Genomic DNA, 23811 nt, shown 5'->3' with positions numbered 1-23811 from the left:
CGGGAAAACAACCCACTGGCGCGTCTCGGCTTGGGCCGCGCGGGAGCAGGCGATGAAATTGATCATAGCGATCGTCAAACCCTTCAAGCTGGACGACGTGCGCGAAGCGCTCGTCGGCGCCGGCATCGAGGGGCTGACGGTCTCCGAAGTTAAGGGCTACGGCCGCCAGAAGGGGCAGACGGAGATCTACCGGGGCGCCGAGTACCAGGTGAACTTCGTGCCCAAGGTGAAGCTGGAGGCGGTCGTCGACGACGCCGCGGCCGGCAAGGCCGTGGAGGCCATCAAGGCCGCAGCCGCCACCGGCAAGATCGGCGACGGCAAGATCTTCGTCCTCAACGTCGAGGACGCAGTGCGTATTCGGACCGGAGAGTCCGGCACGGCCGCCCTCTAGGGCGCGTCGAACTCATCGGGACATGGGGATCACCACAATGAAATCATCGGGACTGCACAAGCTGACGGGCCTGGCGCTCGCAGCCATCATCGCCGGGGGCGTGCTAGCGCCCGCGGCGTTCGCCCAGGACGCCGCGCCGCCGGCCGCCCCCGCCGCCGCCGAGGCCGCCGCTGCGCCCGCGGCTGAGGCCGCGCCGGTCGCCGAGGCTGCTCCGGCCGCCGCCGAGGCCGCGCCGGCCGCGGAGGCCGCCGCGCCCACCGTGGACAAGGGCGACACCACCTGGATGCTGGTCTCCACCGTCCTGGTCCTGCTGATGATCCTGCCGGGCCTGGCTCTGTTCTACGGCGGCCTGGTCCGCCAGAAGAACATGCTGTCCATGCTGATGCAGGTCTCGACCGTGACCGTCATCGGCATGATCGCCTGGCTGCTCTACGGCTACAGCCTGGCCTTCACCGACGGCGGCGGCCTCGACAAGTTCGTCGGCGGCGCCGGGCGCCTGTTCCTCAAGGACGTGACGCCCGCCAGCACGGTGGCGACGTTCTCGACCGGGATCGCCATCCCCGAGCTGGTGTTCATCTGCTTCCAGATGACCTTCGCCTGCATCACCGCCGCCCTCGTCCTGGGCGGCGTGGCCGAGCGGATGAAGTTCGCCGCGGTGGTGGCCTTCGCCATCCTCTGGCCGATCCTCTCCTACTATCCGATGGCGCACATGGTGTGGTGGTGGGCTGGTCCCGACGCCGTCGCCGCCGCGCCGAAGGATCCGATCCAGTCGGGCCTGCTCTGGGGCTGGGGCGCCATCGACTTCGCCGGCGGCACCGTGGTCCACATCAACGCCGGGATCGCGGCCCTGGTCGGCGCCCTGGTGACGGGTCCGCGCAAGGGCTTCAAGGTCGAGGCCATGCCGCCCCACTCCCTGACCCTGACGCTCGCGGGCGCCGGTCTGCTGTGGGTGGGCTGGTTCGGCTTCAACGCCGGCTCCAACCTCGAAGCCAACGGCTACGCCGCCCTGGCCATGATGAACACCCTGGTCGCCACCGCCGGCGCCGGCCTCTCCTGGGTCGTCACCGAGTGGGTGACCCGTAAGAAAGCCAGCATGCTGGGCATGGCCTCGGGTCTGGTCGCCGGCCTCGTGGCCGTCACTCCGGCCGCCGGCTTCGCCGGTCCGGTGGGCGCCCTGCTCCTGGGCCTGATCGTCTCGCCGATCTGCGTGATCTTCTGCTCGGTCGTGAAGAACGCGCTGAAGTACGACGACAGCCTGGACGCCTTCGGCATCCACGCGATCGGCGGCATCGTCGGCGCCATCGCCACAGGCTTCCTGGTCAATCCGGCCTGGGGCGGCGCGGGCGTGGTCGACTACACGACCTGCGGCCTCGACGGCGACATCTCCACCTGTGACACGGCCGCCTATGTGATGAGCACCCAGGTCATGGCCCAGGTGAAAGCGGTCCTGGTGGCGGTCTCCTGGTCGGCGGTGGCTTCGGCCATCACCTTCTTCGCGATCAAGTTCACCATCGGCCTGCGGCCCTCGGTCGACACCGAGGAAGAAGGCCTCGACATCGTCGAACACGGCGAACGCGCCTACCACTCGTAAGCGTCAGATCAGGAGCAGGGCCGCCTGGGTCCCTGCTCCCCTCTCGGGAACGGGGGCCCTCGCGGCCCCCGTTTTCGTTTTCGGAATTCTAGACCGCCGGATCCCAGGGGCCGCCCAGGCGGCAGCGCTTGATCCACCAGGCCGGGCGCATGGCTTCCAGGCGCTCGGCCAGGGTCTCGGCCTGGATGTCGGAGCCGCAGAGCGCGAAACAGGTGGCGCCGGAGCCGGACATCCGCGCCAGCAGGGCCTCGGGCTCATCGGCCAGGGTCTCCAGCACGTCGCCGATCTCCGGGGCCAGGGCCACGGCGGGCGCTTGCAGATCGTTGGTCGTGGCGCGCAACCAGCCGGCCAGTTCCTCTACGCTCTCGAAGGCGTCGGGCATGGCGGGCGGCGCGATGTCGGCGAACGAACCTGCGGCGTCGAACGCTCGATAGATCTCCGGCGTGGAGACGCTGACCCCGGGATTGACCAGCACCGCCTCGAGCGCCGGCAGGCCGGGCGCGGGGCTGAGCCGCTCTCCCCGCCCCTGCGCCAGCACCGGACGACCCCAGAGGCAGGCCGCCCCGTCGGCGCCAAGCTCGGCGGCGATCGCCTCCAGCTCGCCGTCGTCGAGGGTGAGTCCGAGGGCCTCGCGCACCAGGCGCAGGGCCGCGCCCGCGTCGCTGGAGCCGCCGCCCAGGCCCGCGGCCACCGGCAGCCGCTTGTCGAGCGAGAGCGCCAGGGGCGGCTGCGGCCCGCGCGCGCGGGCCATCAGGGCGCGGGTGGCGCGCAGGACAAGGTTGTCGGCGTCCTGGCTAGGCAGGCCGGCGGCGAAGGGCCCGTTGAGCCGCAAGGCGAGCGCATCGGCCTCATGGACGCTCACCCGGTCGCCGATATCGGCGAAGACCATCAGGCTGCAGAGCGGATGATAGCCGTCGGCCCCGGGCGCCCCGACATGCAGGAAGAGGTTGATCTTGGCGGGCGCGAACGCCGCAGGGCCCATGGCCTACTGCCCGGCGATGCGCGGCGACGTGGCCGGCCCCTTCGGACCGAGACCGGAGGTCAGCTTGGCCTCGACATCGGCCTTGATCCGCTCGTCGGGATCAAGGGTCAGCACCCGGCGCCACTGGAATTCCGCCTCGGTGCGGCGGCCGACCCGCCAGTAGGCGTCGCCCAGGTGGTTGTTGATCTCAGGATCGCCGGCCTCGAGCTCGACGGCCTGTTCCAGCCGCTCGACCGCCTTCTTGTAGTCGCCCAGGCGGTAATAGGCCCAGCCGAGGCTGTCGATCATGGCGCCCGACTGCGGATTGGCGGCCACGGCCTTCTCGACCATGCCCAGGGCCTCGGCCAGGTGCTCACCCCGGTCGATCCAGGAATAGCCCAGATAGTTCAGCAGTTCGGGATCCTCGGGCCGCTGGCTCAGCGCGGCCTGCAGGTCGCGCTCGGCGGCTGGCCACTGGCCCGAGCGTTCGAAGGCCACGCCGCGGGCATAGAGCAGCCGCCAGTCGGGCTTGGCGTTCGCGCCCATCACCTCGCTCAGCACCTGGGCCGATTCCGCATAGCGATCGTTGGCGCGCAGCAAGTCGGCATAGGTGACCCTGGCCTCGTGGTCGCCGGAGGCCGCGGCCTCCTGCGCCATCTTGAGCGCGATCTCGGGCTGCTTGGCGTTCTGGTAGCTCCAGGCGAGCTTGGCGCGGGCCGTGGCGAATTCCGGCGACCCCAGCTTGGGCCGGCCATAGGCGTCGCGCGAAGCGATGGTGTCGCCGGCCACCTCCATCAGATCGCCGACCATCAGCCAAGCCTCGTTGCGGGTGGAATCGAGCCGCAGGGACAGCCGCAGATAGGCCAGGCCCAACTGGTCCTGCTTGGCGGCCAGCATGGTGGCGGCTGGCGCGATCAGCACCTGGGCCGCGCCCTGGCGCAGGGTCGGCATGGGCGGAGCGGACTTGCCTGAGAGCGCGCGCAGGCGCGCCGCGGCGATGATCGCATCGGAGGGCTGGACGGCGAGCGCCTTGTCGTAAAGGGCCACGGCGTCGGCGCGGCGATTGCGCCGTTCCAGGAAGGCGCCATAGGCCAGGATCGCCATGTCCAGCGGGTTCTCGCCGCCGGTCAGCGCCTTGTAGTCGGTCTCCGCCTCGTCGAAGCGGCGGACCCGCTCATAGAGATGGGCTTGGCCGAGCTGGCCGAAATAGTCGACGACCCGGTCGCCGCGCACCTCGGGCCGCACCAGCGAGCCGTCGAGGTCGCCGGCCATGGCCGCGGCCCACGGGGCCAGCAGGGCCGCGGCGCCGCGATGGGGGAAGCCGATGCCGTCGCCGGTCAGGATGGCGTGGGCCTCCTTGCCCTTGCCCTGGGCCATGTTCTCCACGCCCTTGACCAGCTGGCCCAGGCGCTTTGTGGATTCCGAAGCCTCCTCGCCCTCCGGCGCCAAAGCGGCGGCCTTGGCGATGTCGCCGGCCAGGACCGCGGCGGTGAAGGCGTGGTCGCGCAGCAGGTCGTTGGCCCCGCCCTCGGTCTCGGCGCGCTGGAAGTAGGCCGCGGCTTCGGCTCCGTTGCCGTCGTTGAGCGCGCCCTGGCCGGCCAGGAAGGCCCCATAGGCCGAGCCCCCCATGCCGTCGATCATGGTCGGGCGCCAGGTGACCTCCTGGGACGGCGTCGCGCAGGCGGCGACCAGGAGGAGCGGGGCGAGGGCTACGAGCAGATGGCGCATTTCGCGAGACTCCCTGCTTTCCGCGCCAACATCAAGGCGCCAGGGCGAGGCTTGGCGTCACATGTTCGGATAGTTGGGCCCGTCGCCGCCCTGCGGCGTGGTCCAGACGATGTTCTGGGACGGATCCTTGATGTCGCAGGTCTTGCAGTGGACGCAGTTCTGGAAATTGATCTGGAACTTCGGGTTCTTGCCCTCGGCGTCGTAGAGCACCTCATAGACCCCGGCCGGGCAGTAGAGCCGCGCGGGCTCGCCATGGCGCGGCAGGTTCACCTGGATGGGCACCGAGGGATCCTTGAGCCGCAGGTGGGCCGGCTGGTTCTCGTCGTGGTTGGTGGAGGACAGGAAGACCGAGGACAGCTTGTCGAAGCTGAACTCGCCGTCCGGCTTCGGATAGACGATAGGCTCGTAGTCCTTGGCCAGGCCCGTGGATTCGGCGTCGCTCTTGCCGTGCTTCAGCGTGCCCCAGGGCGACCAGCCGCCGAGCGCGTTGGCGATGATGGCGTCCATCGCGCCCAAGACGATGCCCGGAATGGTGCCGAACCTCGACCAGAGCGGCTTGAAGTTGCGCACATTGCGCAGCTCCTTGGCGATCCAGGATTTCTTGTAGGTCTCTTCGTACGAGGTCAACTCGTCGCCCAAACGGCCCGCGGCGATGGCGGCGAAGGCGGCCTCGGCGGCCAGCATGCCGCTCTTGACCGCATTGTGGCTGCCCTTGATGCGCGGGACATTGACCATGCCGGCCGAGCAGCCCAGCAGCACGCCGCCGGGGAAGTAGAGCTGCGGCAGGGACTGGTGACCGCCCTCGGTGATGGCGCGCGCGCCGTAGGAGATGCGTTTCCCGCCCTCAAGATAGCAGCTGATTGCAGGGTGGGTCTTGAAGCGCTGGAACTCGTCGAAGGGCGAGAGCCAGGGGTTCTTGTAGTTGAGGTGCAGCACGAAGCCGATGGCCACGTAGTTGTCGCCGAAGTGGTACATGAACGAGCCGCCGCCGGCGTCGTTCTTCAGCGGCCAGCCGAAGGTATGCTGGGTCAGGCCGGCCTCGAAGTTCTCGTCCGGAACCTGCCACAACTCCTTGATACCGATGCCGAATTTCTGCGGATCGCGGCCGGCGGTGAGGCCGAACTTGGCCTGAAGCTGCTTGGCCAGGGAACCGCGCACGCCCTCGCCGATGAAGGTGTACTTGGCGTGCAGTTCGATCCCGGGCTGGAAGTCGGGGCCTGGCTGGCCGTCCTTGCCGATCCCGAACACGCCGGCGACGACGCCCTTCACCGAGCCGTCCTCGTTATAGACCACCTCGGAGGCGGCCATGCCGGGATAGATCTCCACGCCGAGGGCCTCGGCGTGCTGGGCCATCGAACGGCAGACATTGCCGAGCGAGGCGATGTAGTTGCCGTGGTTGAGCATCCACTTCGGGAACGGCAGGAAGCTGATGTCCAGGTCGCCCTGCGGCCCCAGGATCACGAACTTGTCGCGGGTGACCTTGGTCTCCAGCGGAATGCCCAGCTCTTCCCAGTTGGGCAGCAGTTCGTTGAGGCCGATCGGGTCGATCACCGCCCCCGACAGGATGTGGGCGCCGACCTCGGAGCCCTTTTCCAGGATGGCCACCGAAATCTCGGTCCCCGCTGCTTCGGCGAGTTGTTTCAGACGGATCGCGGCCGAGAGTCCCGAGGGACCGGCGCCGACGATGACGACGTCGTACTCCATCGCTTCGCGTTCGATGGCTTCGGTCATGTCCCCAACTCCCTAAGATCCGCGCGCCAGGGGTTCCCCTCCCCTTATGTCACGCGGCGTTGATCCGTCGCGGGACTTATCGGAAGCTTGCACAAGCGCGGTCAAGCGTGAACTCCGCTATACACCTGTCTCATAGAAGCTTTTCTCGGATCCGATGCCCCCAACCGACCTCCGCGCCGCCGAAAGCCTGCTCGCCTTCTGGGCCGAGGCGGGTGTCGACGCCATGCTGCTGGACGTGGCGGTGGACCGCATAGAGGCCGGCAGGATCGTCCCGCCGCGCCCGCCGGAACGAAAGGCCGCCACGCCCGCGCCGGTCGCGCGCAAGCCCGGCCTGGCCCCAGACGTCGCCTCGGCGGTGATCGAGGCGCGGCGTCTGGCCGCGGACGCCCAGGACCTGGACGCCCTCAAGGCCGCGATCTCCGGCTTCGACGGCTGCCCGTTGAAGTTCGAGGGCGCGCGCCAGGCGGTGTTCTCGCGCGGCGCGGCCGATGCGCCCCTGCTGGTGATCGGCGAGGGCCCAGGCGCGGAGGAAGACGCCCGCGGAGAACCCTTCGTGGGCAAGGCCGGCCAGCTGCTGGACAGGATGTTCGCCGCCGCGGGCCTGACAGACCGCGTGTTCATCACCAACACCGTTTTCTGGCGCCCGCCAGGGAATAGGACGCCCGCGCCCCACGAACAGGCGGTCTGCTTGCCCTTCCTGGAACGGGCTATCGAGCTGGTCTCGCCGAAGATGCTGCTGTTGGTTGGGGCCCCGTCGGCCAAGTCGATGCTGAAGCGCGACGAAGGGATTCTGTCCCTGCGCGGGCGGTGGTTCGAGTGGCGTTCGGAGAGCGGCGACCTGGAACTGCCCGCCATGCCGACACTCCACCCGGCCTTCCTGCTCAGGCAACCGGCAGCCAAGAAGAAGGCGTGGAGCGACCTTCTGACCCTGACCGAACGACTTGATCGGCCGGAACGGGGCGGCTAGGACTCCCTCTGTCGAGAACAAGGGCTGCGTCCAGATCGCTCTCAAGAAGCGGCCGACGCGGGAAATGGATGCAGGCACGCAACGGCATTCAGGTCGCGGTTCTCGCCGGGATCTTCGCCGCTTTCGCCCAAACCGCCGTCGCCGCGCCCAAGGTGCTGAGCGATTCGGACGCCCAGCGCTACGCCGCGGCGTTCGCAGCCGTCGAGGACGGCGACTTCATCGACGCTGGCCTGCAGGCCGCCCAGGCCAAGGACCAGTCCCTGGCCGGCCACCTGGCCTTCCGCCAACTCATGCACCCCACCGCCCACACGGCCAGCTATGACGAGCTGGCCAAGTGGCTGGAGCGGTTCGGCGACCTGCCCGGCGCCGAGCGGGTCTACACCCTGGCCAGCCGCCGCAAGCCGACCGACGGCGCGGTCCTGAACACTCCCCTGCTGGCGGGCTTCGGCTGGGGCGCCATCGAGCGCACCGCCCAGGGCATCGCCCAGCGCCTGCCCGGCGCCAAGGGCCGGATGGCCCGCGAGGCCTTCTACGCCGGCGACATGAAGCGGGCCTTCGAGCTGGCCCCGGCCGCGGGCGAGCGCTGGATCGCCGGCCTCGCCGCCTATCGCCTGAAGAACTACGACGCGGCCGAGACCCACCTGGCCCTGGTGGCCCGCGACGTGGACGAAGATCCCTGGCTGCGCGCCGGGGCGGCCTATTGGGCGGCCCGCGCCGTGGCGCAGGCCGGAGACAGCGCCCGCGCCGACCAGTTCCTGGCGCTGGCGGCCCGTTTCCCGACCACCTTCTACGGCATGATCGCCGAGCGCCGCGTGGCGCTGGGCAAGGCCAAACTCCTGGCGGTCGCCGACCAGGGCCGTTACGTGCCCGCCGCCTATAGCGGCCCGACCGTGGAGCTGGCGCGGTTCATCAGCAGCGACTCGCGTGCGCACCGCGCCGCGGCCCTGGCCCAGATCGGCCGGGCCACCGAGGCCGGCCTGGAATGCCGCGCCGGCCTGACGCTCGCCAAGACCCCCACCGAGCGTTCGCGCTGGATGGAGCTGATCCAGGCCCTCAACGCCCCGCTGACGGCGCTCACCGGCCCGACCCGCGCCGTGGCCGAGCCCGACTATCCGACGCCCACCCTGGAGCCCCGCTCGGGCTTCACGGTCGATAAGGCCCTGGTCTACGCCATTGTGCGCCAGGAAAGCCGCTTCAACCCGCTGGTGGTCAGCCACGCCGGGGCCGTGGGCCTGATGCAGCTGATGCCCGAGGCCGCGGCCCGCGCCGCCGGCGACGACAAGCTGAAGACCGACATGAGCCCGCTGTTCGATCCGGCCTTCAACCTGCGGGTCGGGCAGGACTATGTGACCTGGTTGATGGAGCGCGGGGTCGGCTACGACATCCTGCGCACCGTGGCGGCCTATAACGGCGGCCCCGGAACCTTGCTCAAGACCGTCCAGCGGGTCGGCCCGGACGCCGACAGCCTGCTGATCATCGAGAGCCTGCCCAGCCTGGAGAGCCGCAACTACGTCGAGAAGGTGATGGCGGCCTACTGGACCTATCGCAAGAAATTCGGCCAGGAGAGCAAGACCCTGGACGCCCTGGCCCAGGGCGAGGGCTTCATCGACGCGCGCCTGGACCAGCCGGCCTCACAGCCGGGTGCGCCCACCATGCTTGCGGCGCAGACCGACTAGGTCGAGGGTCGGGCCCGCGCCTCTCAGCGCGGCTTTCGCCACCAGCAGGCCGGTAGGCGCGGGTTTCAGCCGAGCCAGAAGCCCCTCCCCGTCCCGTTCACCCAGGACTAGGGCCGGCCCGCCGCGTCCCGCCAGGTGGCCGCCCAGGGCTCCGTCCCAGCCGCTACGCAGGCGCAGGCCGGCCGGCAGGATCAGCACCCAGTCGCGCCGGGCGATCGCCAGGGCCGAGGCGAAGGTCGCGGCCACCTCAGCGCCGGCGTCCTCGGCGATCTCCAGCGTGCCGTCCGTAGAGCCGCCGTCCAGCACGATCACCTGAGCCACCAGTCCGTCCACCGCCGCCGGGACCAAGCGGCCCAGCAGGTTGGCGAGCTCGCGTTCGGAATTCAGCGTCGGGACGATCACGGAGAGCATGAGGCCCAGTGGCGTTGGTTCGAACGGGTCGTCAATAGAGTTCTTGTTTTGTTCTCACTCAGGGGTAGAGTGAGAAGGTGACCACTTTCACCCAGCAGATCGCCATTCGGGGCCGCGGCGCCCGGTCCAATGCGTCGGGGCGCTATGAGGCCCAGGCGCGGGAGGCCTTCGACGACGGCTGGACGGTCGAGGATCCCGCGCCGGTTCAAATCCGCACCACGCTCAGCCCCGAGCGGGCCAAGACCATCATCAGCAGGAACAGGAGCCCGGATGTCGGTTTCAATCGCTCGATCAATCCGTATCGAGGGTGCGAGCACGGCTGCATCTACTGCTACGCCCGGCCCGCCCACGCCTATATGGGCCTGTCGCCAGGACTGGATTTCGAGAGCCAGCTGTTCTTCAAGCCCGAGGCCGGCAAGCTGCTGGAGAAGGAGCTGTCGGCGCCGCGCTACCGGCCCGAGTTCATCCATATCGGCGGCAACACCGACCCCTACCAGCCGCAGGAGCGCACCGCGCGGGTGACCCGCCAGGTGCTGGAGGTTCTGGCCCGGTTCAACCATCCGTTTTCGGTGATCACCAAGTCGGCGCTGATCCTGCGCGACCTCGACATCCTGGCGGAGGCGGCGGCCAGGAACCTCTGTCGGGTGGCGGTGTCGGTGACCACCCTGGACCGGGCGCTGGCGCGGAGCATGGAGCCGCGCGCGGCGACGCCCGAGAAACGGATCGGGGCGATCAAGGCCCTGTCGGACGCCGGCGTGCCGGTGATCGTGATGTTCGCCCCCTCGATTCCCGGCCTCAACGACCACGAGATGGAGGCGGTGCTGGAGCGCGCGGCGGCCGCCGGCGCCAAGGGGGCGGGCTATGTGGCCCTGCGCCTGCCCCGCGAGATCAAGGACCTGTTCCAGGAATGGCTGGCCACCGACCATCCCGACCGGGCCGGCAAGGTCATGTCCCTGGTGCGCCAGATGCGGGGCGGCCTCGACTACGACCCCGAATGGGGCAAACGGATGCGCGGCGAAGGCCCGATCGCCGAGATGATGTCCCAGCGCTTCCAGGCGGCCAAGAAGCGCTCCGGCCTGACGTTCAGGTTCGACGGCCTGGACCTGAGCCAGTTCCGGGTCCCCGTGAAGGCGGGCGACCAGGGAGACCTGTTCGCCTAGTTCCGCGTCGGGATGATCACCGGCAGGGTCTCGTAGCCCTTGACGAACACCGAGTGGGTGCGGGTCGGTTCGGCGACCACCTCGATGGTTGGGAAGCGCGCCAGCATCTCTTCCCAGATGATCTTGAGCTGCAGCTCGGCCAGGCGGTTGCCGACGCAGCGGTGGACGCCGAACCCGAACGACAGGTGCTGGCGGGGCCGCTCGCGGTCGATGATATAGCTGTCGGGGTCAGCGATGACCTCATCGTCGCGGTTGCCCGAGACGTACCACATAGCCACCCGATCGCCCTTCCTGATGGTCTTGCCGCCCAGCTCATAGTCCTGGGTCGCGGTGCGCGCCATGTGGGCCAGCGGCGTCTGCCAGCGGATGGTTTCCGAGACCATGGACGAGATCAGGGAGTGGTCGGCCTTGAGCTTGGCGTACTGGCCAGGGTTGTGGTTCAGCGCATAGACCGAGCCGGAGATCGTGTTGCGGGTGGTGTCGTTGCCGCCGATGATCAGCAGGGCGACATTGCCGTGGAACTCGTGGACGTCCATGTCGCGGGTGTCGGCGCCATGGGCCAACATGGAGATCATGTCGCCCTGCGGCGGGCTGTCCTTCCGCTCGTTCCACATTTCGGTGAAGCGGCCGAAGCAGGCGGAGACCTCGGAGCGCTTCTGGTCCCAGCTGGTCACCGGGCCGTGGCCAGGGGCGTTGGTCATGCAGTCGGACCAGTGGGTCAGGGTCCGGCGCTCCTCGAAGGGGAAGTCGAAGAGCGTGGCCAGGGTCATGGCCGTCAGTTCCTTGGAGACCAGGTCCACCCAGTCGAACACCTCGTCGATCGGCAGACCGTCGAGGATGATCCCGGCCCGCTCGCGGATGACCGGCTCCATGCGGTGCAGGTTGGCCGGCGCGACCGCCGGGCTGACCGTCTTGCGCTGCACGTCGTGCTTGGGCGGGTCCATCGAGATGAAGCTGGGCCGCGCCGGGCGGTTGGCGTTCTGCTCCTTGGCCTCCAGGCTGACCAGGGTGATGCCGTCGGCCGAGGAGAACACCTCGTGATTGGTGTCGACCGCCATGATGTCGTTGTAGCGGGTCACCGACCAATAGGGGCCGTAGGCGCTGTCTTCAGTGAAATGGACCGGAGCCTCGGCCCGCAGGCGCTCGAAATAGGGCCAGAGCTCGTCGTCGGCGAACAGCTCCGGCTGGGCCGGGTTCAAGGTCTCCAGCGGCTCGGCGTAGGCCCGCGCGCGGGCTTCTCCACGGATGTCGACAGCGCCGTCGCTCATAGGTCGTCTCCCTGAGGGGCGCGTCGAAGCGGGCGCGGCCTTCTCGTTGGAGATGAGGACGCCGATCCGAACATTGTTTTGCAAGGGATTTTCCCTGCATGCGCCGCGGGCTTTCGGCGGCCGGTTGACGGCCCGGCCGCATCGCACCAAGTCTGGCCGCAGTTCCGGGGAGCCTTCGTGACCGACATCCCAACCCTCTTCGACTGGGCCGGGGGCGCCGAGGCCCTGCTGGCGCTCACCACCGCCTTCTACGCCAAGGTTCCCGACGATCCGGTCCTGGCGCCGATCTTCGCCCGCATGGACGCCGAGCATCCGCAGCACGTGGCGGCCTTCGTCGGCGAGGTGCTGGGCGGCCCCAGGGCCTATACCAGCGCGGGCGGCAGCCATGCTGGCATGATCGGCCACCATCTGGGCCGCCACCTGACCGAGCCGCAGCGCAAGCGCTGGGTCGGGCTGATGCTGGAGACCGCCGACGAGGTCGGCCTGCCCGACGATCCGGAATTCCGCGCGGCCTTCGTGGGCTACCTGGAGTGGGGCACGCGGCTGGCGGTGATCAACTCCGCGCCGGGCGTCGAGCCGCCCACGGACAATCCGCCCATGCCGAGCTGGAACTGGGGTCCGCCCGGCGGGCCGTTCGTCAGCGGCTGAACACGCCCACCAGCTCGATATGCGGCGACCAGAGGAACTGGTCGACCGGCAGCAGGCGATCGAGGGTGAATCCCCCATCGATCAGGATCCGCGCGTCGCGGGTGAAGGTGGCCGGGTTGCAGGAGACGGCGACGGCGCGGGCGACCTTGGACCTGGCGATCTCGGCCGACTGCTCGGCCGCCCCGGCGCGCGGCGGATCGAAGACCACGGCGTCGATGCGCTTCAGCTCCTCGGCCAGGACCGGGCGGCGGGCCAGGTCGCGATGTTCACCGACGATCCCCTTCACCCCCGGCGCGGTGGAGACCGCCGCGTTGAGCGCATGGATGGCCGGCGCCGAGGAATCGCAGGCCAGGACGGGTGCGACACCCGCCAGCCGGTAGGTGAAGGTCCCCACCCCGCAATAGAGGTCGGCTATCTTGCCCGCGCCGGCGCAGGCCTCCACCGCCAGGGCGGCCATGGCGGCCTCGGCGGCGGGCACCGCCTGCAGGAAGGCGCCGGCCGGCAGGGCGACGGTGGCCGGGCCGAGGCGGACCATGGGCTGGCGGGCCAGGTAGGCCGGCTCCCCGTCCAGGGTGACGCGGGCGAAGTCGCCCTGGGCGGCGATCTCAGCCAGCAGCATGCGGGCGTCGGCCGACAGGCCGCCGCTCTTGCGCTCCACCCCGGTGATGTCGACGTCGATCCCGGTGGCGGTGAGGGTCACGTGCAAGGTCGGCGCGGACTTGGAATGCTCGAACAGCGGTGCGGCCAGGGCGCGCAGGGCCGGCAGGGCGGCCTGCAGGGCCGGGTCGGCGATGGGGCAGACCTCGATGTCGACCACGTCCCAGGACTTGCGCGCCTTGAAGCCCAGGCGCGCAACGCCGCGGCCGCCGGGTCGGGCGTGCAGGGCCAGGCGGCGGCGGCTGGCCGGCGGGGCGGCGACGGCGGGCAGGAAGTCGGTCTCGATCCGCTCACGGGCCAGGGTGCGGCGCAGGCGGTCGACCTTCCAGGCCAGATAGGCGCCGTGCTCCCAGTGCTGGAGGGCGCAGCCGCCGCAAATCCCGAAATGCGGGCACGGCGGGACGACGCGCTCAGCGCTCGGCTCCAGGATCTGCTCGACCTCGCGCCGCTCGCCGCCCGGGGCCAGGCGCACGCGCTCGCCCGGCAGGGTGAACGGCGCGAAGAGCGGTCCTGCCGCAATGCCGTCCCCTTCTCCGCCTACGCTCTCGATGACCACCTCAAGGGCGGGCCCGGACGGAGATTCGGACTGGGGACGCCTCTGGGGCCGGGACGGCCGCCGGGAACTTCGCATGCTCTAGCTCGTTTTCAGGAAACCCGCGTCCAACCCATGTGGATCAAGGCGCGGTGTCACATGAACGAAGATGAACGACGCACTCAAGCGGCGTTCAGGTTCGTTCCACCAATCTCTCTACCGCAGTCGGCGCCCCGACGTCGCCTCACCCAATCTGGAGCCACCCGATGAATCGCGTCCTCGCCCTCTCCGTCGCGGCGGCCGTTGCGGCCTCCACCCTCACCATTCCGACCTTCGCCGCCGCACAGTCCTACGGCTCGGGCGATCCCTGCCGCGCCGAACAGCGCCGCAAGGCCAACCAGGGCACCCTGGCGGGCGGCGTCCTGGGCGCCGTGGTCGGCGGCAGCGTCGCGGGTCGCGGCGCCAAGACCGAGGGCGCGGTGCTGGGCGGGGTGGTCGGCGCGGTCGCCGGTCACGAGATCGCCAAGCGCAACGTCAAGTGCGGGTCCTATCCCAAGCGCGTGTCGCGTAACGCCTACCAGCGCAACAACTGCCGTTGGGTGCAGGAGTATTACGGCGGCCGCAACCACAGCTTCGAAGTCTGCCGCGGACGCGATGGCGTCTGGCGGCCGAGCGGTCGCGGCTAAGCCGTCCAAAAGCATCATCGAGATTTAACGAGGGGATGAACCCATGAACTTCCGCAACAAATTCGCTAAGGGCGCCCTGGCCGGCGTCGCCGGCGTGATGGCCCTCTCGGCCGCCGCCACCGTCCCGACCTTCGCCGCGGCCCAGTCGGCCGGCTATTACGACCAGCGCGAGGGGACCTATTACGACCCCTGCCGCCGGTCCTCGACCAACCGCGGCACGGCCGGCGCCCTGATCGGCGGCGCGCTGGGCGCGGTGATCGGCTCCAACGCCGCGGCCCGCAACGCGCGGACCGAAGGCGCCCTGCTGGGCGGCGCGCTCGGGGCGGTGGGCGGCGCGGCCGTGGGCAAGAACTCCGCGGCCTGCGAATCCTACCGGGCCCCGCGCTCGACCTATTACGACAACGGCTCGCGCTATGGATCGCGCGGCGACAGCGGCTATTACGCGGGCTCCTACGACCGCGACCGCTATGTCGATCGCAGCGGCTATGACGACGACTATGCCTACGACCGTCGCGGCACGCGATACGAGGTCACCCAAAGCCCCGGCGCCGACGGCTGCACCTTGGCCGAAAGCCCGATCTATCTCCCCGACGGCCGTGTGCAGAAGCGCTTCGTTCGCGTCTGCCAGGACGCCTCGGGCAACTATCAGGTCGTCGACTAGTACCGACGCCTGAGCGTGAGAAGGCCGTCGGCTTAATCGCCGGCGGCTTTTTTCATGGCCCAAAGCAGATATTCGCGATTGCCGTCGCCGCCGGTTATGGGGCTCTCGGCGGTGGCCTGGACGGACCAGCCGGCGGCCTCCAGGAAGGCTATGACCTCCGCCAGGGTCCGGGCGCGAACCGCCTCGTCCTTGACCACACCGCCCTTCCCCACCCCTTGCGGCCCGGCCTGGAACTGCGGCTTGACCAGGGCCACCAGATCCGCGCCGCCTCGCGCCAAGCCGAGCGCCGCCGGCAGGGCCTTGGCCAGGCCGATGAAGCTGACATCGGTGACCACCAGGTCGGGCGGAGTCGGGATCAGGCTCGCGTCCAAGCTGCGCGCATCGACGCCCTCGAGGTTCATCACCCGGGGATCACTCGCCAGCCGTGGGTGGAGCTGGCCTCGCCCGACATCGACGGCGAACACCCTGGCCGCCCCGCGCGTGAGGCAGACCTCGGTAAAGCCGCCGGTTGAGGCGCCCACATCCAGCACCGTGCGGTCCGCGACCTCAATGGGCCACAGGTCGAGGGCGTGGACCAGCTTCAGCGCGCCCCGCCCCACATAGGGGTGGGCGGCCACGGCGACGATATCGGCGTCCTCCTCCAGCGGCTCGGAGGCCTTGGCCAGCACCCGGCCGCCGACCGTGACGCCGCCCGCCTCGATGGCGGCGCGGGCCTTGGCTCGGCTGTCGAACAGGCCGCGCTCCACCAGCAGGACGTCGGCTCGTCTGCGGGCCATCTAGGCGGCCATTCCGGCGCGCGGCCCCGCCCCAACCCGATCGTCATCCCCGAGCTCGTCTCGGGGATCCATACGCACCGATCGCCTAAGCAAGTCCTGAGCGACGGAGTTCATGGGTGGCCGGCACAAGAGGCCGGCCATGACGATCTGTGAGGTTTGGGACATGCCCGGACCGTTTACACGCTGGCGGTTTCCTCCTCGAACAGCTTCTTCAGCTCGTTCTTGAGGATCTTGCCGTTGGCGTTCCGCGGCAGGGTCTCGTGCCAGAACTTGACCTTCACCGGCACCTTGAAGGCCGCCAGGTGCTCGGCGACGTGCGCGCGCAGTTCGGCTTCGGTGGCCGAGGCGCCGGGCTTCAGCGTCACCACGGCGCCGGGCTCTTCCCCGAGCGTCCTGTGAGGGATGCCGACGATGGCGGCGTCCATCACCGCCGGGTGGTCATAGAGGACGTTCTCGACCTCGATGCAGTAGATGTTCTCGCCGCCGCGGATCAGCATGTCCTTGGCCCGGTCGATGATGAAGCAGAAGCCCTCCTCGTCGACCCGCGCCAGATCGCCGGTGCGCACCCAGCCGTCGACAAAGGTCTGGGCGGTGGCCTCGGGCTTGTTCCAGTAGCCCTTCACCACCTGCGGCCCGCGCGCCCACAGCTCGCCGACCTGGTTCGGCGCCAGCACGGTCTTGCCGTCGGCGGGATCGCGGATCTCCAGGTCGGAGACCGGCACGGCCGGTCCGCAGCTGTCGGGGCGGTTCGCATAGTCCTCGGCCCCGTGGGTGGTGACCGTGGCGCAGGTCTCGGTCATGCCCCAGCCATTGCCCGCCGCCGACTTGGGGAAGGTCTCCTTGATCTTGCGCACCAGCTCGGGCGCGGAGGGCGCGCCGCCATAGGCGACGGATTCCAGCGACGACAGGTCGTAATTGGCCCGGGCCGGATGCTCGATGAGCTGCCAGGCGATGGTGGGCACCCCGCCGGCCGACTGGACCTTCTCGCGCTCGATCAGCTCGAAAGCGCGGATGACGTCCCATTTGTGCATCATCACCAGCTTGGCGCCCCCGGCCAGGGACGGGTTCAGCACGGCGAAACAGCCGGTGACATGGAAGAACGGCACCGAGATCAGCGAGGACCGCTGCGGGCCATTTGGATCGGGCTGGGGCGGCGCCTCGCCGCGTCGCAGGAAGGCCCTCGCCCCGGAAACCGCGGCGGCCATGATGTTGGAATTGACCGCCCGCTGGGTGGCGAGCGCGCCCTTGGGCTTTCCGGTGGTGCCCGAGGTGTAGAAGATGGTGGCGTCGTCGTCAGGCCCGATCTGGACGTCGGGCAGCGGCCGGTCCGGCAGGGCCGCCCAGTCGTTGGCGCCGCCGATCACGCTCTCCAGCTGGGTCACCAGCGGATGGGCGATCTCCTCGCGGTCGCGGCTGACATAGACGCGGACGAGGTCGGGGCAGTTGGGCAGGTGCTCGGTCATGCGCTCATAGCGCTCGGCGTCCATGATCACGACCTTGGTCCCGGAATCGGTGAGGCCGTATTCCAGCTCAGGCCCGGTCCACCAGGCGTTCAGCGGGGTGACGATCGCCCCCACGGCCGCCGCGGCATAGAAGGCCACCGGCCACTCGGGCAGGTTTCGCATGACCACGGCGACCCGGTCGCCCTTGACCACGCCCTGGGCCTGCAGCTCGGCGGCGAAGGCTGCGACAGCGCGGTGGAAGGCCTCGAAGGTGACCCGCTCGTCCTCATAGACCAGGAAGACCCGCTCGCCATGGGTGCGGCCCAGCTCGACGATGGAGCGGATGGACGGCGGCAGGTTCTTCCAGACGCGGGTCGGGACACCCTGGATGTCGACCGTCTCGATCTCGGCGGGCGAGCCCGGCGCGGTGATCATCGCATTGGCCTGGGCGATGGACATGGCGGGCCAACCGGCGGGCGCAGCCTCGGTCATGGGACGTTCCTCCTGATACTCGCGCGGATTCACGGGCCCGCGTCGTCTCAAGTGAACTGGCATAACCTAGCGTCAGGCGCAAACACCTGTTTGAACCTTTTCCCTCGGGATCGTAAGGCGGTCAGACAACTCCCGCTCCTCTCCCCGCTTGAGGGGAGAGGGTAGGGTGAGGGGTTTGCGGCGCGGAGCGACGCGCTGCGGCCTACCACCAACTTGGTACGGCGGGAACGCCCCCTCACCCTACCCTCTCCCCCCGAAAACGGGTGGAGAGGAGGCGATGCGACCGCCTCGGAGCCAAATGGGCGAACGGCTCAGCCCGCCGCTTCCAGCCTCGACAGGGCGCCTTCCAGCTTGGCCTTTGCCGCCTCGGATTCGGCCAGGCGTTCGCGGTTCTCCTCGACCACCTCTTCCTTGGCGTTCGCCACGAAGGCTGGGTTGCCCAGTTTCTTGTTTACGTGGGCGATGTCGGAGGCGTGGGTGGCGATCTCCTTGGCCAGGCGCGCGCGCTCGGCGGCCAGGTCGATGAACTGCGCCACCGGCAGGGCGAGGGTCGCCCCGTCCACCACGAAGGGGATGGCGCCCTCGGGGATGGCGTCCTCGAAGCGCACCTCGGAGACCCGCAGGGTCTGGGCGATCACCGCGGCGTTGGTCTCGAAGACCTGGCGCTGGGCCGGCGTGGCCTCAACCACCAGCAGGGCGGGCTTGGCGCTGGGCGGAACGTTGAGCTCGGCGCGGACCGAGCGGCCCTCGCTGACTGAGGCGATGACAAGGCCGATCTCGGCGTCGGCGGCGGGGTCGATCAGGCTGGACGGCAGCACCGGCCATGGGGCGGTGATCAGCATGCCCTGCGCGCGTGGGGCGCCCAGGTCGGCGGTCTGGTTCCACAGCTCCTCGGTGATGTAGGGCATGACCGGGTGCAGCAGCTTGAGGATCACGTCCAGCACCCAGGCGGCGGTGGCCTGGGTTTCGCCTTTGGCGGCCTCGTCGGCGCCGTTCAGCAGCGGCTTGGCGAGTTCGACATACCAGTCGCAATAGGTGTTCCAGATGAACCGGTAGAGGCCGTTGGTGGCCTCGTCGAAGCCGCAGCCCTCCAGGGCGGCGGTCACCGTCTGGGCCGCGCGGGCGGTCTCGCCGACGATCCAGCGGTTGAGCACGCCCTTGACCTGGGCCGGGTCGAAGCCCTCGGCGCGGGCGCAGCCGTTCATCTGGGTGAAGCGGGTCGCGTTCCACAGCTTCGTCCCGAAATTGCGATAACCTTCAATGCGCTGGGTCGAGAGCTTGATGTCGCGGGCCTGGCCCGACATCGCCGTCAGCGTGAAGCGCAGGGCGTCGGCGCCGTAGCTGTCGACCAGCTCCAGCGGGTCCATGACATTGCCCTTGGACTTGGACATCTTGGCGCCCTTGGCGTCGCGCACCAGGGCGTTGAAGAAGACGCGCTTGAACGGGACCCCGCCGGTGAAGTGGATGCCCAGCATCATCATCCGGGCGACCCAGTAAAAGATGATGTCGAAGCCGGTGACCAGGGTGTGGGTCGGGTAGAACCGCGCCAGGTCGGCGGTCTTGTCCGGCCAGCCCAGGGTGGAGAACGGCCACAGGCCCGAGGAGAACCAGGTGTCCAGCACGTCCTCGTCCTGGCGCAGGGGCTCGTCGTGGCCGTAGTGCTCGCGCGCAGCGGCCTTGGCGGCCTCCTCGGTCTCCTCGACGAAGATCCTGCCGTCCGGGCCGTACCAGGCCGGGATGCGGTGCCCCCACCAGAGCTGGCGGCTGACGCACCAGGGCTCGATGTTCCGCATCCATTCGAAGTAGGTCTTTTCCCAGTTCTTGGGCTCGAGGACCGTGCGCCCCTCCTCCACCGCCTTGATGGCGGGCTGGGCCAGGGTCTTGGCGTCGACGTACCACTGGTCGGTCAGGTAGGGCTCGATGACCACGCCGGAGCGGTCGCCGTGCGGCACGGCGTGGCGGGTCTTCTCGATCTCGCGCAGCAGGCCGAGCGCCTCGAACTCGGCCACCACCTTCTTGCGGGCGGCGAAGCGGTCCAGGCCCTGATATTCCTTGGGCGCGTTCTCGTTGAGCCGCGCCTGGGGGTCGAAGATGTTGATCAGCGGCAGGTTGTTGCGCTTGCCGACCTGGTAGTCGTTGAAGTCGTGGGCCGGGGTGATCTTCACCGCGCCGGAGCCCTTCTCGGGATCGGCGTAGTCATCGGCGATGATCGGGATCGGCCGGTTGACGATGGGCAGGCGCACGGCGCGGCCGATCAGGTGGGTGTAGCGCGGGTCCTTGGCGTTCACGGCCACGGCGGTGTCGCCCAGCATGGTCTCGGGCCGGGTGGTGGCGACCACGATCTCGCCGGAACCGTCCTCCAGCGGATAGGCGAAGTGGTAATAGGCGCCCTCGACCTCGCGCTGCTCGACCTCGATGTCGGAGATGGCGGTCTGGAAGTGCGGGTCCCAGTTCACCAGCCGCTTGTCGCGATAGATCAGCTTCTGCTTGTGCAGGGTGACGAACACCTTGCGCACGGCGGCCGACAGGCCCTCGTCCAGGGTGAAACGCTCACGGCTCCAGTCGCAGGAGGCCCCCAGGCGGCGCAGCTGGTTGGTGATGGTCCCGCCGCTTTCGGCCTTCCATTCCCAGACCTTGGCGACGAACTCCTCGCGGCCCATGTCGCGGCGCGAGCGGTTGCCGGCCTCGGCGAGCTGGCGCTCCACCACCATCTGGGTGGCGATGCCGGCGTGGTCGGTTCCGGGCAGCCACAGGGCCGCCTTGCCACGCATCCGCTCGAAGCGGGTCAGCACGTCCTGCAGGGTGTTGTTCAGCGCGTGCCCGATGTGCAGCGAACCGGTGACGTTCGGCGGCGGAATGACGATCGAGAACGGCTCGGCGGCCGGGTCGGAGGTCGGCGCAAAGGCGCCCGAGGCCTCCCAGGCGGCGTAGAGGCGCGGTTCGGCGGTCTTGGGATCGAAGTTTTTTTCAAGCATTTCGCTGCGGTGCTTACATTCTCGCTCCGGCCAGCGGAAGCGGGATGAGTCAAGACCGCCCTCCCCGGTTTTCACGGAGAGGGCGGATTGGATTTGGCCTGGTCGATTTGGGTGGTGGCCTACCGCCCGCGGGCGATGCGTTCGACTTCCTGGTCCACCGTCGCCTGGACGATCTGCGGCAGGTTGTCGTCCAGCCACTGCTTGAGCATGGGCCGCAGCAGTTCGCGCACGACGTCTTCCAGGGTGCGGCCCTCGGCCGGCATCTGGATGGTTTTCGAGAGCCGTCCGAAGGCCGAAGCCGCGGCGGCCGCGGCGATGTCGCCGACCAGGCCCTCGCCGGGCGCCACGGGCGGCGGCTCATAGGGCGGCTCGGGTTCCGGCTCGGGCTCATAGGCCGCCAGCGGCTCGGGTTCAGGCTCCGGCTCGGCCGCGCCCGGGGTGTAGACATCGAGATCGCCGACCTTCTCGGTCAGCTCGAGGACGCCGTCATCCTCGGGCTCCGGCTCCGGCTCGGGTTCGGGCTCCGGCAGGGCGGCTTCCGCCACAGCTTCGGGCTCCGCCTCCTCCTCGGCAGGCGCAGCCCCATCCGCGGGTGCGTCATCCTCCGAGATGATGCGCCGGATGGAGGCTAGGATCTCCTCCATCGTCGGTTCTTGCGAAGTCTGGTCGGACATATGCTGGGCCGTCGCTGGAGCGATGAGAGAATCCGTACGCGTCACGGTAGGCGCGTGCAGGTGATCCTGCAATTTCCGCCAAGCTTCGCAAGCGCGTATTCGCCTGTCAGGCGAAGTCTTGCGGCGAATGGCCGCTTACTTCGGCGCGGTCGGCGCGGCTTCCATTGGCTTTTCGACCGGCTTGGGCGTCAGCACGCCGTCCACGATGGCGATCGGCTCTTCCCACGGCACCCAGCCCCAGGTGAAGCGGAGCTTGGAGAAGTTGGTCTTCGGGTCGTAGCGGGTGACTGTCGGGGTGAGATTCGGCGCCTCCAGCCGGCCCATCAGGGCCAGGACATTGGTGGCGGCCACATACTCGTCGCGGCGGGCGCTGACCTGGGCCAGCTCGGCGGAGCGCAGCTCCTGCTCGGCGTTCAGGACGTCGAGGGTGGTGCGCAGACCGACCTGCTGTTCCTGGCGGGTGCCTTCGGCGGCGATGCGCGCGGCGCGGACCTGCTCGTCGCTGGAGCCGATATTAGCGCGGGCGGCGATGAGCTGGCTCCAGGACTGGGTCAGCCCCTGCAGCACGTTGCGGCGGGCGGTCTCGACGCCGATTCGGTCGACGTTGTTGCGCTCGATCTGGGCGCGGACCCGCGAATTGGTCAGGCCGCCGGTGAACAGCGGCACGGTGAGGACCGCCGCGCCGGTGACATCGCGGGCATAGTCCTCGGTCTCGAGCGGATCGGCCTGGCCTCTCCAGCCGACAGTGCCGCGCAGGGCGAGGCTCGGCATGCGTTCGGCGCGGGCGCCGGCCAGGCGCGCGCGGCTGGCCTGCTGGGTGTATTCGGCGCCGCGGATCTGCGGGCTGGAATTCTCGGCCGCGTCGAAGGCCTGGGCCACGTCGGTCGGCATCAGGGCCGCGAGCGAGGGCTCGGGAGCCAGGTCGCCGGGATTCTGGCCGACCACGGCGGCATAGTTGGCGCGGCTGATGGCGAGCTGGGACTGGGCCTGGGAGAACTGGAACTGAGCGGCGGCCAGGCGAGCCTCGGACTGGGCGACGTCGGTGCGGGTGATCTCGCCGACGTCGAAGCGGGCCTTGGATTCCTCGAGCTGGCGCTCGAGGACCCGGACGTTCTCCTGGCGGATGCGCAGGGCCTCGATATCGCGGCGGGTGTCGACATAGGCGGTGATGACATTGGCCAGCACCTGGGACTCGATCCGGCGCAGGTTCTCGCGGCCCGTCAAGATATCCGCCTCGGCGGCGGAGACCGCCGCGGCGGTGCGTCCGCCGGTAAAGAGCGGCTGGGTCAGGTTGAAGGTCGCCGAGCCGGAGTTGTCCTCGATCGGCCCGAACAGCCGCACGCCGCCGCTTTGCGGAACGCCGCCGGGCGTACGGGTCTCGGAGTAGGAGCCCTGGACGCTGGCCGAGAGCGTCGGCCGGTAGCCCGTGCGCGCCTGGACGTAGCCTTCGTCCAACGCCCGCTGCGTGGCGCGCTGGGCCTGCAGGGTCGGGTTGGAGTCGTAGGCGAGCGCGATGGCCTCGGCCAAGGTTTCGGCGAAGGCGGGGGCAGCGCAGCCAAGGCCCGCGAGACAGACCGCGGCGAGCAAAGCTCCGCGACGACTATTGAACATGCTTATCCCCGAAACGGCGTAGAGAGACCGCGCCCTATATGACCGGCGAAACCGTCGCGGACTAGAGGCCGCGACCTTAAGCTTTTTTCACGCCAAGGTTTCGGGTGTGTTTCACAACCTGGTTAGAAGGCGAAACCATGTTGCGGTTCAAAGCCTTCGAGGAACGGGGCCATGGCGTCGAACAGGGTCCGGCGCCCCACGCCGTCCTCGGCGCGGACGTACAAGGCGGCCTTTGCGGTCACATTTTCACGCTCGATCACACCCAGGCGACCGCCCAGGGCCAGGGCCCGGGTCCAGGCCTCGGGGGCCTTGGTCACCGCGCCCTCGACCACGACGATGTCGTAGTTGGCGCCCGAAACGGCGGTGAGGTCGGCGCCGTCAAGATGCTCGACGCTCAGGCCCATGGCCTCCAGCACGGCGCCGGCATAGGGCGCGGCGATGGCCAGAGCCCGTTCGCCGGCCTTGGGCTTGAGCGCCTGGAGCAGCTTGGAGACCTCGCGCGGACGCAGCAGGAATCGGCCCGGCGCATAGGGCAGGTCGGCGTCGGTATAGGCCTGGAAGGCCTTGTCCGGCGCGAACTGCTCGCGGGGGATGGCCCGCATGGCGTCATGGATCCGGACATCGGTGACGTCGTTGGTGCGAACCTGGCTCTCGACCATGTTCAGCCGTGCGGCGGCGAAATCTGCGGCCATGGGTCCTCGGACGATTCCTGGCGGGTTGAATTCGAAGTGCGCTTATAGGTCGCCGCCCTCGGCGAAGGCAATGCGACGGGT

General features: G+C 69.3%; 20 protein-coding genes. 8 read left to right on the top strand and 12 right to left on the bottom strand.

The window, feature by feature from the left end; translation table 11 throughout:
- The first annotated feature begins 52 nt into the window (after nucleotides 1–52).
- Both Q8Q88_RS16250 and Q8Q88_RS16245 read left to right on the top strand, forming a co-directional pair.
- Nucleotides 53–391: a P-II family nitrogen regulator gene (locus Q8Q88_RS16250; RefSeq protein ID WP_305584673.1), complete on the top strand. Its 339-nt coding sequence runs from the start codon at nucleotides 53–55 to the stop codon at nucleotides 389–391.
- A gap of 37 nt (nucleotides 392–428) precedes the next feature.
- The gene (locus Q8Q88_RS16245; protein WP_305676225.1) at nucleotides 429–1982 is read left to right on the top strand and encodes an ammonium transporter; all 1554 of its coding nucleotides are present in this window, start codon (nucleotides 429–431) and stop codon (nucleotides 1980–1982) included.
- A gap of 88 nt (nucleotides 1983–2070) precedes the next feature.
- Here the strand turns inward: Q8Q88_RS16245 and Q8Q88_RS16240 are convergent, their stop codons facing one another.
- The 3 genes from Q8Q88_RS16240 to Q8Q88_RS16230 are packed head-to-tail and all read right to left on the bottom strand — an operon-like array spanning nucleotide 2071 to nucleotide 6402.
- Nucleotides 2071–2964, bottom strand: a complete 894-nt coding sequence (locus tag Q8Q88_RS16240; RefSeq protein ID WP_305676224.1) for a 4-(cytidine 5'-diphospho)-2-C-methyl-D-erythritol kinase — start codon at nucleotides 2962–2964, stop codon at nucleotides 2071–2073.
- A 3-nt stretch (nucleotides 2965–2967) separates the two neighbouring features.
- A complete protein-coding gene (locus tag Q8Q88_RS16235; RefSeq protein WP_305676223.1) occupies nucleotides 2968–4671 on the bottom strand; it encodes a tetratricopeptide repeat protein in 1704 nt (567 codons plus the stop codon).
- Nucleotides 4672–4728: 57 nt separating this feature from the next.
- On the bottom strand, nucleotides 4729–6402 hold the full coding sequence (locus tag Q8Q88_RS16230) for an electron transfer flavoprotein-ubiquinone oxidoreductase (RefSeq protein ID WP_305676222.1): 1674 nt from the start codon (nucleotides 6400–6402) through the stop codon (nucleotides 4729–4731).
- A gap of 154 nt (nucleotides 6403–6556) precedes the next feature.
- On the opposite strand from Q8Q88_RS16230, the gene Q8Q88_RS16225 reads away from it, so the two are divergent.
- Together Q8Q88_RS16225 and Q8Q88_RS16220 are read left to right on the top strand one after the other, a co-directional pair.
- Nucleotides 6557–7369, top strand: coding sequence for a uracil-DNA glycosylase family protein (locus Q8Q88_RS16225; RefSeq protein WP_305676221.1), 813 nt, complete (start codon nucleotides 6557–6559; stop codon nucleotides 7367–7369).
- A 68-nt stretch (nucleotides 7370–7437) separates the two neighbouring features.
- The gene (locus tag Q8Q88_RS16220; protein WP_305676220.1) at nucleotides 7438–9045 is read left to right on the top strand and encodes a lytic transglycosylase domain-containing protein; all 1608 of its coding nucleotides are present in this window, start codon (nucleotides 7438–7440) and stop codon (nucleotides 9043–9045) included.
- Here Q8Q88_RS16220 and Q8Q88_RS16215 read toward each other — a convergent pair.
- A complete protein-coding gene (locus Q8Q88_RS16215; protein WP_305676219.1) occupies nucleotides 9001–9456 on the bottom strand; it encodes a glycosyltransferase in 456 nt (151 codons plus the stop codon). The two genes, Q8Q88_RS16220 and Q8Q88_RS16215, sit on opposite strands and share 45 nt — an antisense overlap.
- 77 nt (nucleotides 9457–9533) lie before the next feature.
- Here Q8Q88_RS16215 and Q8Q88_RS16210 point away from each other — a divergent pair, with 77 nt between their 5' ends.
- Nucleotides 9534–10616 carry a PA0069 family radical SAM protein gene (locus tag Q8Q88_RS16210; RefSeq protein ID WP_305676218.1) on the top strand — a complete coding sequence of 361 codons (1083 nt, stop codon included), beginning with the start codon at nucleotides 9534–9536 and terminating at the stop codon, nucleotides 10614–10616.
- Here the strand turns inward: Q8Q88_RS16210 and Q8Q88_RS16205 are convergent.
- Nucleotides 10613–11884, bottom strand: a complete 1272-nt coding sequence (locus tag Q8Q88_RS16205; RefSeq protein WP_305676217.1) for a cytochrome P450 — start codon at nucleotides 11882–11884, stop codon at nucleotides 10613–10615. The genes Q8Q88_RS16210 and Q8Q88_RS16205 overlap by 4 nt on opposite strands.
- 177 nt (nucleotides 11885–12061) lie before the next feature.
- On the opposite strand from Q8Q88_RS16205, the gene Q8Q88_RS16200 reads away from it, so the two are divergent.
- Nucleotides 12062–12532: a group II truncated hemoglobin gene (locus tag Q8Q88_RS16200; RefSeq protein ID WP_305676216.1), complete on the top strand. Its 471-nt coding sequence runs from the start codon at nucleotides 12062–12064 to the stop codon at nucleotides 12530–12532.
- On the opposite strand, the gene Q8Q88_RS16195 is transcribed toward Q8Q88_RS16200, so the two are convergent.
- On the bottom strand, nucleotides 12522–13745 hold the full coding sequence (locus Q8Q88_RS16195) for a class I SAM-dependent RNA methyltransferase (RefSeq protein WP_305676228.1): 1224 nt from the start codon (nucleotides 13743–13745) through the stop codon (nucleotides 12522–12524). The genes Q8Q88_RS16200 and Q8Q88_RS16195 overlap by 11 nt on opposite strands.
- Nucleotides 13746–13987: 242 nt before the next feature.
- Between Q8Q88_RS16195 and Q8Q88_RS16190 the strand changes: the two genes are divergently transcribed.
- Complete coding sequence (locus Q8Q88_RS16190; RefSeq protein ID WP_305676215.1) at nucleotides 13988–14407, top strand: glycine zipper 2TM domain-containing protein; 420 nt, start codon at nucleotides 13988–13990, stop codon at nucleotides 14405–14407.
- Nucleotides 14408–14450: 43 nt separating this feature from the next.
- Nucleotides 14451–15068, top strand: a complete 618-nt coding sequence (locus Q8Q88_RS16185) for a glycine zipper 2TM domain-containing protein (RefSeq protein ID WP_305676214.1) — start codon at nucleotides 14451–14453, stop codon at nucleotides 15066–15068.
- 32 nt (nucleotides 15069–15100) lie between these two features.
- Here the strand turns inward: Q8Q88_RS16185 and Q8Q88_RS16180 are convergent, their stop codons facing one another.
- The 6 genes from Q8Q88_RS16180 to Q8Q88_RS16155 form a co-directional block, all read right to left on the bottom strand.
- Nucleotides 15101–15844 carry a TlyA family RNA methyltransferase gene (locus Q8Q88_RS16180; RefSeq protein WP_305676213.1) on the bottom strand — a complete coding sequence of 248 codons (744 nt, stop codon included), beginning with the start codon at nucleotides 15842–15844 and terminating at the stop codon, nucleotides 15101–15103.
- A 176-nt stretch (nucleotides 15845–16020) separates the two neighbouring features.
- On the bottom strand, nucleotides 16021–17778 hold the full coding sequence (locus Q8Q88_RS16175) for a class I adenylate-forming enzyme family protein (protein WP_305676212.1): 1758 nt from the start codon (nucleotides 17776–17778) through the stop codon (nucleotides 16021–16023).
- 311 nt (nucleotides 17779–18089) lie between these two features.
- On the bottom strand, nucleotides 18090–20753 hold the full coding sequence (locus Q8Q88_RS16170; RefSeq protein ID WP_305676211.1) for a valine--tRNA ligase: 2664 nt from the start codon (nucleotides 20751–20753) through the stop codon (nucleotides 18090–18092).
- Between the two features lie 119 nt (nucleotides 20754–20872).
- Nucleotides 20873–21427, bottom strand: coding sequence for a DUF2497 domain-containing protein (locus Q8Q88_RS16165; protein ID WP_305676210.1), 555 nt, complete (start codon nucleotides 21425–21427; stop codon nucleotides 20873–20875).
- 135 nt (nucleotides 21428–21562) lie between these two features.
- Nucleotides 21563–23038 carry a TolC family outer membrane protein gene (locus Q8Q88_RS16160; protein ID WP_305676209.1) on the bottom strand — a complete coding sequence of 492 codons (1476 nt, stop codon included), beginning with the start codon at nucleotides 23036–23038 and terminating at the stop codon, nucleotides 21563–21565.
- A 122-nt stretch (nucleotides 23039–23160) separates the two neighbouring features.
- The gene (locus Q8Q88_RS16155; protein WP_305676208.1) at nucleotides 23161–23730 is read right to left on the bottom strand and encodes a protein-L-isoaspartate O-methyltransferase; all 570 of its coding nucleotides are present in this window, start codon (nucleotides 23728–23730) and stop codon (nucleotides 23161–23163) included.
- Between the last annotated feature and the right edge of the window lie 81 nt (nucleotides 23731–23811).

The organism is Phenylobacterium sp., assembly GCF_030697925.1.
GTDB lineage: Bacteria > Pseudomonadota > Alphaproteobacteria > Caulobacterales > Caulobacteraceae > Phenylobacterium.
The sequence above is the reverse complement of the archived record's forward strand: the minus strand, read 5'-3'. Positions and strand labels throughout refer to the sequence as shown.